Annotated in this window: 8 protein-coding genes and 1 pseudogene; 6 read left to right on the top strand and 3 right to left on the bottom strand. The window is 43.5% G+C overall.

Annotated features, from left to right (window positions below):
- Positions 1-128, top strand: a pseudogene (locus tag F6K37_RS44815) (AMP-binding protein); the annotation flags it as partial.
- 20 nt (positions 129-148) lie between these two features.
- On the opposite strand, the gene F6K37_RS27205 reads toward F6K37_RS44815, so the two are convergent.
- The 3 genes from F6K37_RS27205 to F6K37_RS27215 form a co-directional block, all read right to left on the bottom strand.
- Positions 149-1,291: an IS4 family transposase gene (locus F6K37_RS27205; RefSeq protein ID WP_287253512.1), complete on the bottom strand. Its 1,143-nt coding sequence runs from the start codon at positions 1,289-1,291 to the stop codon at positions 149-151.
- Between the two features lie 58 nt (positions 1,292-1,349).
- Positions 1,350-1,490, bottom strand: coding sequence for a hypothetical protein (locus tag F6K37_RS27210; protein ID WP_287253513.1), 141 nt, complete (start codon positions 1,488-1,490; stop codon positions 1,350-1,352).
- A gap of 564 nt (positions 1,491-2,054) precedes the next feature.
- Entirely contained in the window at positions 2,055-3,374 is a 1,320-nt protein-coding gene (locus tag F6K37_RS27215; RefSeq protein ID WP_008186506.1) for a P-loop NTPase fold protein, read from the bottom strand.
- A 252-nt stretch (positions 3,375-3,626) separates the two neighbouring features.
- On the opposite strand from F6K37_RS27215, the gene F6K37_RS27220 reads away from it, so the two are divergent.
- From F6K37_RS27220 to F6K37_RS27240, 5 genes are all read left to right on the top strand, one after another.
- On the top strand, positions 3,627-3,779 hold the full coding sequence (locus tag F6K37_RS27220) for a hypothetical protein (protein ID WP_154659848.1): 153 nt from the start codon (positions 3,627-3,629) through the stop codon (positions 3,777-3,779).
- 28 nt (positions 3,780-3,807) lie between these two features.
- Positions 3,808-4,650, top strand: a complete 843-nt coding sequence (locus F6K37_RS27225; protein WP_008186505.1) for a cell division protein FtsQ/DivIB — start codon at positions 3,808-3,810, stop codon at positions 4,648-4,650.
- A gap of 219 nt (positions 4,651-4,869) precedes the next feature.
- Positions 4,870-6,141: a cell division protein FtsZ gene (gene ftsZ, locus F6K37_RS27230; protein WP_008186504.1), complete on the top strand. Its 1,272-nt coding sequence runs from the start codon at positions 4,870-4,872 to the stop codon at positions 6,139-6,141.
- A gap of 335 nt (positions 6,142-6,476) precedes the next feature.
- Complete coding sequence (locus tag F6K37_RS27235) at positions 6,477-7,055, top strand: hypothetical protein (RefSeq protein WP_044493852.1); 579 nt, start codon at positions 6,477-6,479, stop codon at positions 7,053-7,055.
- A gap of 137 nt (positions 7,056-7,192) precedes the next feature.
- Entirely contained in the window at positions 7,193-7,384 is a 192-nt protein-coding gene (locus F6K37_RS27240) for a hypothetical protein (protein WP_287253518.1), read from the top strand.
- Positions 7,385-7,765: the final 381 nt, after the last annotated feature.

The following is a 7,765-nucleotide window of genomic DNA, read 5'->3' on the forward strand; positions in this document are numbered from 1 at the left end:
TAGCCCATTACTTGCTTTGCTTGGGTGTTAGCCGAGATGTTCCGGTGGGAATTTGTCTAGAGCGCTCGTTCTCCATGGTGATCGCGCTGCTAGCAATTCTCAAAGCTGGGGGAGCTTATGTGCCCCTCTGGCGGGGTGACAAGAGTAGCTAGAAAGCGGATATAATCAAGGTCATAGCTTTGAGACCTCGTTGATAAAATGGGCGTTTATTTGGGGATAACTTCATTAACTTATCAACAAGTTGATCAACTTGAGAGTAAAAATTAACCCAGTTGTAACCATATAATCCAATATAAAAATTACTATGTCGAGAAAAAATGCGTTTTACTTCTTTCACTCTACCTACATAGTCTTGGATGCACTTGCGCTTAATTATTTGTCCACTAAAGGTACTAATTGTATAAGCAACACTAATTATAATCAAAATAGAAACTAACCGTTGACCAGTTAGTTTAGTTCCTTCTAAGTTATAGCCTCCTTTTTTTAAATCTCGGAACATTTCTTCTATACCAAATCGTTTTTTATAACCCTCAATAGCCAGTGTGAGTGACCCCAAGTTAGTTAAAATAAACCACCCTTCATCTGCGTTCATTCCCCAACGCTTTTGTTGCCATTTAGCTGCCAAATCAAATCCCAATACTTGTTTGGTTTTAGTAATTTTTATGCCTTGAAGATAAAAAGATATTCCTGGCTTTAAACCTAAGTGTTGTAACTGAGTCCAAATTTCAGTTTCTTGTTCAATAAAATGATTCTTTTTCAGACGTAAACAAAAGTATACATCCTTCTGTTTGAGCCAAGTTGCCAGATCCACTGAGCAAAATTCTCTATCCCCTAGCACGACAACTTTATATTTGGTAAACTTGCCTAATACTTTTTCTAAAGCTTGAGTTTGCTCGTCATAGTTACTATTTCCTTTTTTATCTAATAGTTCAAAATACAAGGGGATTGCTCTTCTCTGATAAATTAAACTAATTACTAAGATATTTACTGACTGCCATCTAGTTCGATCTATGGCTATATGCTGGACTTCTTGTTTGTCAATTGATTGAGAAATCCACTGGGTAATTAGTGATAACCAAATTGTGTTAACATCCCATTCTGTCAAAGACAAAAATCTTTGGAGTTTTTTTCTTCTGCTTTCATACTTAATTGGCAAGGGTAAGGATGCTGCTAGTTTTTCTAAACTTACCTGTTTTATGGATTGTACAAGATTAATGATTATCTCAAACAATAGATAATCTGACTCTTTTAGGTATTGTTCAAAATGGATTTGATATAATTCAGGTAACATTAAATTTTGATAGGTAGGAAGTGCAATATCTTCAGCCTATCTTTTTTTGTCACTTGTCTCAATCCCTCTGCCCATCTAGTCTACAGGCGACATTGTCGCCCCGCCAGAGGTAATAGGTAATAGGTAATAGGTAATAGGTAATAGGTAATAGGTAATAGGTAATAGGTAATAGGTAATAGGTAATAGGGATGCGCTGCATCAAGAGGTGCGACCCGTGGCGAATTTAATTCGCCAAGGTCAAGCGCACCTAACAGGGAATCAGCTTCAAAGAATACTGTACCTCATAACTGTGAAAAACGCTATAAGTTCCTAGACGAAAACAGGTAAAACTGTTGAACTATCAGGATTTCCCCAGTAACTCTACCTGTAAAGGCTGCGGTTGTCCTGACTAGATTAGTTTTCAACTCAATTAGGGAGAAAATTTGTCCCTTTGAACCAAGTAGTAGGTGGTAAGTGCTAGGTTATACATGAGGGGATGTACCTTACCTGACGGGGGTGAACCTGAAGGCTAAACTAATGTCATACCAAGGGTTGAGACTGAAGTTCCCCCTCAAAAAGAAAAGGGTGATTGACAGGTAAGGTAACAAAAAAATGATAAGCAAAAGTGTTCTGAGCAAACTAATAAATTCGGTTTAGTTCTAATTTCGATATCAATAGTCCATCTCAATTTTCCAGAACACCCCAAACTTTGCACCCTGAACCTGACGACCCTACACCCCCTTCTCTGGCAAAATCCCTTGGAACTCAAGGGATTTTAGCCTTGTCAAAGAACTAGAGACCGAAACTTTTCTGTTTCTGCTAACGCTGGGTTAATCCCAAACCAGCGCCCTTGTTCATCTTGGTATTCATAGACAAACATACTGCGCAACAAGGTTTGATATTCTTGTTCCCCCTTGACGGACTGCTGTTGCACGACTTGAGATAGCAACTTCCACTCTTCATCTTCAACAGCCAGAGTCAAATCATCTCGGTATCCCTTAATCACACCCTCTAAACAACTCGTGGAAAAGGGCGGGTCTTCCTGTTGCAAACAGTTATAGAGCAACCCTAACAAGTTACGGACATGACCGCCACTAATGCGACACATCCGGTCAAGGGTTTCTGGGCTATCAAATACTAGTGGAATCAGGTTTAGTCGCTGTTGAGGATCAACCATTGGAAAAGCTCGGGCTAGCAATAGCTGTCGCAGCAGTGCCATACCTTCTGGATAGTCACGACCATCCCTTAACTGTATGGGCACCATGGGCAAAATTTTGGGAGCCACACCACCACCGACTCGATTTTTGAGAGTTTCGTACTCGTTGGAGAACATTAAGGACAAGGGTAGAGTGTAAACTACATGACAGTTCAAACGCCTTAACTGAGTACCACGGTCGATAAACAGATACTCTGGCTGGGAACGACCTGAAGCCATCGAGCGATTATCAACTCGGTCAAGATTATCAATAATCACCACCAAACCCTTTTTGCCAAGCAACTTCAGCTGCTGAATCGCTGATTGTAAAATTTCTTCGTTGATGGCATTCAAAATGCTTTGGGTGCGGGGTTCTAGGTGCTGTCGTAGCAGTTGGCGTTGCTGAGGACTGTCTTTACTTCTGGCTGTAATCTTGGCAATGCCTACGGAAAATTCGGCTTCTGTTGAAAACTCGATCGGAGTTTGCAAAAAGTCTTTGATTTCATTAAATAATTTACTAAAGTAAGTGGGTCTGAGCTGTATGCTTATAGCTTCTAGGCTTTCGCACACTGACCTAGCGATGCTCAGTAAAATGTCACTGACATCAACATCCACCATGTCTAGGTCTTGAGAGGACTCAAAATAAACAACATGAAATTGCTGCTTTTCCAACTCGGCTTTAAGTCTTAACAACTCAGTAGACTTACCACAGCCAATATGACCAGTAAACAATTGACAGGTCGGTTCATCTGGTGACAGACGGGTAATGGTTCGTCCTAAAGCTTCGATAATCTTTCCTCCCCTGACAGCGGAAAAATCGATATAGTATGGATGGTCTTCTGGATTACCCATATCTAAGGTTTTAGCTGGGTTACACGCTTTGAAAAATCTTGGTAGATGCAGTTCCATAAATTAACCTCCCACCGTTGTGGTGATGGTTGTGGTTTACAGAAGGCGGTTAGAAAGCCCACTCCTTCAACAGGGTGAGATAGAAAGCGTCCCCAGTAATTAGTCTTTTGTAAAAGACTAATCCCTAATCACTGACCCATCCCACGACTAAGGTACGTGGGATGAGTTAACTATAGAGGACTGATTAGGCACCAATGCCTTTTCCGATCAGGCTGATGGAACCTGTTAAGTATAAAACGTGGGAACCTAGTAGTGGTTAAATTAAAAAAAGTATTTGGTGCTCAGTCAGGAATTGCAAAGTTCAAACCTTGTCGTTCCCCAGATTTTTGGGTAGATTGGCGTGAAGCGATCGCGCCGCAGCGCAAACGCCCACACGCCAATTGTCAGGCTTACTTCAAGTCATAAATGTACTCTGTCGATTGATCGGTAGTAGATGAGCAACATCGCATCAGTCTCTGAATCACAATTGTCTAATCGACGCAAACAACTGCGACGGACACGCCGCATTAAATTTTATCAAAAGATTTGGCGTACACTTTTGGTGGGCGGTATCGCTGGAAGTTTACTCTGGGCAATAACTTTACCAGATTGGATGATTCGTCAGCCAGAACAAATCAAGATTCAAGGGAATTATTGGCTTTCTGCTGAAGCGATACGCTCCCTGCTGCCTTTATCCTATCCCCAGTCTTTACTGCAAGTACAACCCCACGTCCTTGCCGAGTTTTTGGAATCTGAAGCTCCTATTGCTTCGGCTCTAGTTAGCCGTCAACTCATACCACCAGGATTGACAATACAAATTAGAGAGCGTCAACCAGTGGCTATTGCTGAGCAGAGTAAGCCCCAAACCAGAAAAACTAAAAACTCTACCCCAACGTTGGGTTTAGTCGATGAGCAAGGGATCTGGAGCCCCAAGAGCAGTTACGAACCACTCTCGGCCAATCTGCAGTTGCCGAACTTGAAAGTGATTGGTCAAAATTCCGTTTATCGCCCTTACTGGTTCGATGTTTATCAAGCTGTGAGTCATTCGGCTGTCAAAGTTTTCGAGATCGATTGGCGAAATCCAGCCAACTTAATTCTGAAAACCGAGTTAGGAAATGTACATTTAGGTCCTTACAGTGAAAGCTTCCCCACCCAACTGAGAGTTCTAGATCAGATGCGAGAATTGCCGAAGCGCACACAAAAGAGCAAAATAGCTTACATTGACCTGCAAAACCCAGACTTACCATCGATTCAAATGATTACAGACCATGACAGTGTGCAATCGCGAGTTAAATAAGGATAACTAAGAAGGTCAGACAAGTGTAGAGGCCTACTCTGACGGCTAAACCGAGGCGATATTTCCAGCAACCTATGTTTTGTTTCAGGTCAGTTATCGGGTATAGACCCAGCCGTTGCCAGGGTCTTTGGTTTTTCAATCAACTTACTCTATAGTTAACTCAGACTGCTACATATAACTTATAAAGATAAAGATAAACACTTACCCTCACCTCTTGCAATGACGCTTAATAGTCAACTAGGGCTTGCTGCTCAAAGTTCTAAAATCATCGCAGAAGCAGATCTTTCATTAGGATCCGACAATACACATCCTTTTAGTAACTCTGTATTACAATTCGGTCAAACTTATGATTCTAATCGCATACCCAGGGAAGAAACTAGGAGTGACAATATCGTGCCAGGTAGCGTTGCAAAAATCAAGGTTATTGGTGTTGGCGGGGGTGGTGGTAACGCAGTTAACCGCATGATTGCCAGTGATGTCAGTGGAGTAGAGTTCTGGTCAATTAACACAGATGCTCAAGCACTAGCCCAATCATCAGCCCCCCAACGCTTACAAATGGGGCAGAAGTTGACCCGAGGGTTGGGAGCAGGAGGGAACCCAGCCATTGGTCAAAAAGCCGCTGAAGAATCCCGGGAGGAAATTGCCCAGGCTCTCGAAGACACTGACCTGGTTTTCATTACTGCTGGGATGGGGGGTGGTACTGGTACAGGAGCTGCCCCGATTGTAGCAGAAGTTGCTAAAGAGATGGGTGCTTTAACCGTGGGAGTGGTCACTCGTCCATTTACCTTTGAAGGACGCCGCCGTACTTCCCAAGCCGAGGAAGGAATTGCCGCTCTGGGGAGTCGAGTCGATACCCTAATTGTTATTCCCAATAATAAACTCTTGTCAGTGATTTCAGAACAGACTCCTGTTCAAGAAGCATTTAAAGTAGCTGATGATATCCTACGTCAGGGGGTACAAGGGATATCTGATATTATTACTATTCCTGGCTTGGTGAATGTGGATTTTGCCGATGTGCGAGCGGTGATGGCAGATGCTGGTTCGGCTCTGATGGGCATCGGGATGGGTTCTGGAAAATCCCGAGCCAGAGAGGCAGCAGTAGCTGCCATTTCTTCTCCTCTGCTGGAGTCTTCTATTGAAGGGGCTAGAGGGGTAGTTTTAAATATTACTGGTGGCAGTGATCTGACCCTCCATGAAGTGAATTCAGCAGCAGAAACTGTTTATGAAGTGGTTGATCCCAATGCCAATATCATCTTTGGAGCAGTAATTGATGATAAGCTCCAGGGTGAAATTAGAATTACTGTGATTGCTACGGGATTTACCGGAGAAGCCCAGTCTGCACCTAAATCCGTGGAAACTCCCCTGAATCGCCGACCGATTGCTCCTACACCGATGCCCCCTACACCCAAGGTTGAGCCTAAGAGTAGACCAGGATTAGATATTCCAGAATTCCTGCAACGGCGTCGTTTTCCTAGAGGACCAAAGGAGTAGAAAAAAACTGGCACAAACCAGATGGCATGGAAGTAAAGCAAAGCAACCTATAGCCAAGGCAAGACTGTTGTCGGTCACCTTGGTAATTGCTGATTTTACTACTAGGCGTGAAAACTTCCCTAGACATTGCTCCTGAGCCTGAACCCATGGGAAACTTTTTTCGGTTATCACTATCAATAGGCTGAATCAGCCAGACTATGGAGCGGGAGTTTTTGTTGACTATATCCCTAGCTTTGAGCCAACAAGGGCTGCCCACAGATTAAAATTTCAACTATTCTTGCCTTGGATGAAGTTTAGCTATACTTATGACTTCTAATCACCGAACCAACCCCCCTATGCCCAAATCCAGTAGCGATCGTTACCCTAGTTCAACATCGGCAAACAAATCGAATACATACTGTCCGTCAGTACCAATTTCTGTATACCGGGAACTAGCAGCTGAGTTGCAAGCAACACAGGCGATGTTGGACTCTCTCCATTCTCAAAATCAGCATTTAGTTAAACAACACCAGCAGCTGCGACAGGAAGTTAAAAAAGTTATTAATTCAGCTCTGCATCTACAGCAGGTGATCAATTCCTTAGAACCAGTGAGTCCAGCTGAAGTCCATCGACCTCAGCCAGTAAAGCAGCCGGAATCCCGTCAAGCTCCACCAATTCCATCCCAGCGCACCGCTACAACTATCCCAGGGGGTGAATTTTCCCCACCTCAGATAAAACCTCAAACCCCTCCCTCTTCCTATCGAGAAACTTTAGTGATTGAACAACAAGACAATCGCTCCCTGCGAAGTTCGCAGCCAGAGGCAGTGTCCTATGTCAATGGCTGGGTGTTGGTTATAGCCATCTTGGGAATTGTCTTGAGCGCATTTGGTGCTGGCTTTTTAGTGGTGAAACCGATACTAGATAGTAATCGTTGAACCATTGTGCTGCTTGATTAATCGATTTATGGCGGGTTCTTTGAGATTCATCAAAAAAATTGGGTCTGAAACCCCGTCCTTATAGGACGGCTTGATGTTACCATAAAGATGGTCAATGACCCACCCGAGACGATGGATTGACCAAAGGTCACGCTTCGCGAACAGACAGCCTATACGAGCAAAGTCCAGTAACCTGGCGGCGCAGCAAAATCGGTAGACCGGGAAAAGATGACAGGGCAATGGAAGGCCAACTCTCGAATCAAAAAGTACATCAAGACTTTTCGCAGAAATTCTCGATACATGAAAACCGCAGGACTTGCACCGAATAGTCTGGGTCGCGAACGTAAGACCATAAAACCCCGCTTAGGGTGGAGGCTGTTGCATTGAAGCACCAAACCAAATCGTGAGGTTTAGGAATCACCGTTCTTCTAGGACGGTGAGGATGTCAACCGCCTAATCTAATCTTTTACTAAACCTCGGCTGTATTTAACGCTATTTTCGCTTCCCCATTGCACCATTAACTGGAAAATGACGATCATTACTGCCAAGGGAAATCGGTTTTTAGCAGTTAATGGCCAGGTCTATAACTGAAGTTACCCCGTACAAATGTACTAAAGACGCCCAAAAGTGCTGTCAATTCTAGCTTATAGTGCTGTGGAACAATAGTACTACTGGGTACAGACCAGTGGGAAAAAATGCCTGAACCTATT

The sequence above is a fragment of the Moorena sp. SIO4E2 genome (genome assembly GCF_010671945.1).
Classification (GTDB): Bacteria; Cyanobacteriota; Cyanobacteriia; order Cyanobacteriales; family Coleofasciculaceae; genus Moorena; species Moorena producens.

Excerpts from the sequence above, each read along its gene's own strand:
- F6K37_RS27205 (WP_287253512.1), bottom strand. The coding sequence starts at position 1,291 with ATGTTACCTGAATTATATCAAATCCATTTTGAACAATACCTAAAAGAG.
- F6K37_RS27210 (WP_287253513.1), bottom strand. The coding sequence starts at position 1,490 with ATGCAGCGCATCCCTATTACCTATTACCTATTACCTATTACCTATTAC.
- F6K37_RS27215 (WP_008186506.1), bottom strand. The coding sequence starts at position 3,374 with ATGGAACTGCATCTACCAAGATTTTTCAAAGCGTGTAACCCAGCTAAA.
- F6K37_RS27225 (WP_008186505.1), top strand. The coding sequence starts at position 3,808 with ATGAGCAACATCGCATCAGTCTCTGAATCACAATTGTCTAATCGACGC.
- ftsZ (WP_008186504.1), top strand. The coding sequence starts at position 4,870 with ATGACGCTTAATAGTCAACTAGGGCTTGCTGCTCAAAGTTCTAAAATC.
- F6K37_RS27235 (WP_044493852.1), top strand. The coding sequence starts at position 6,477 with ATGCCCAAATCCAGTAGCGATCGTTACCCTAGTTCAACATCGGCAAAC.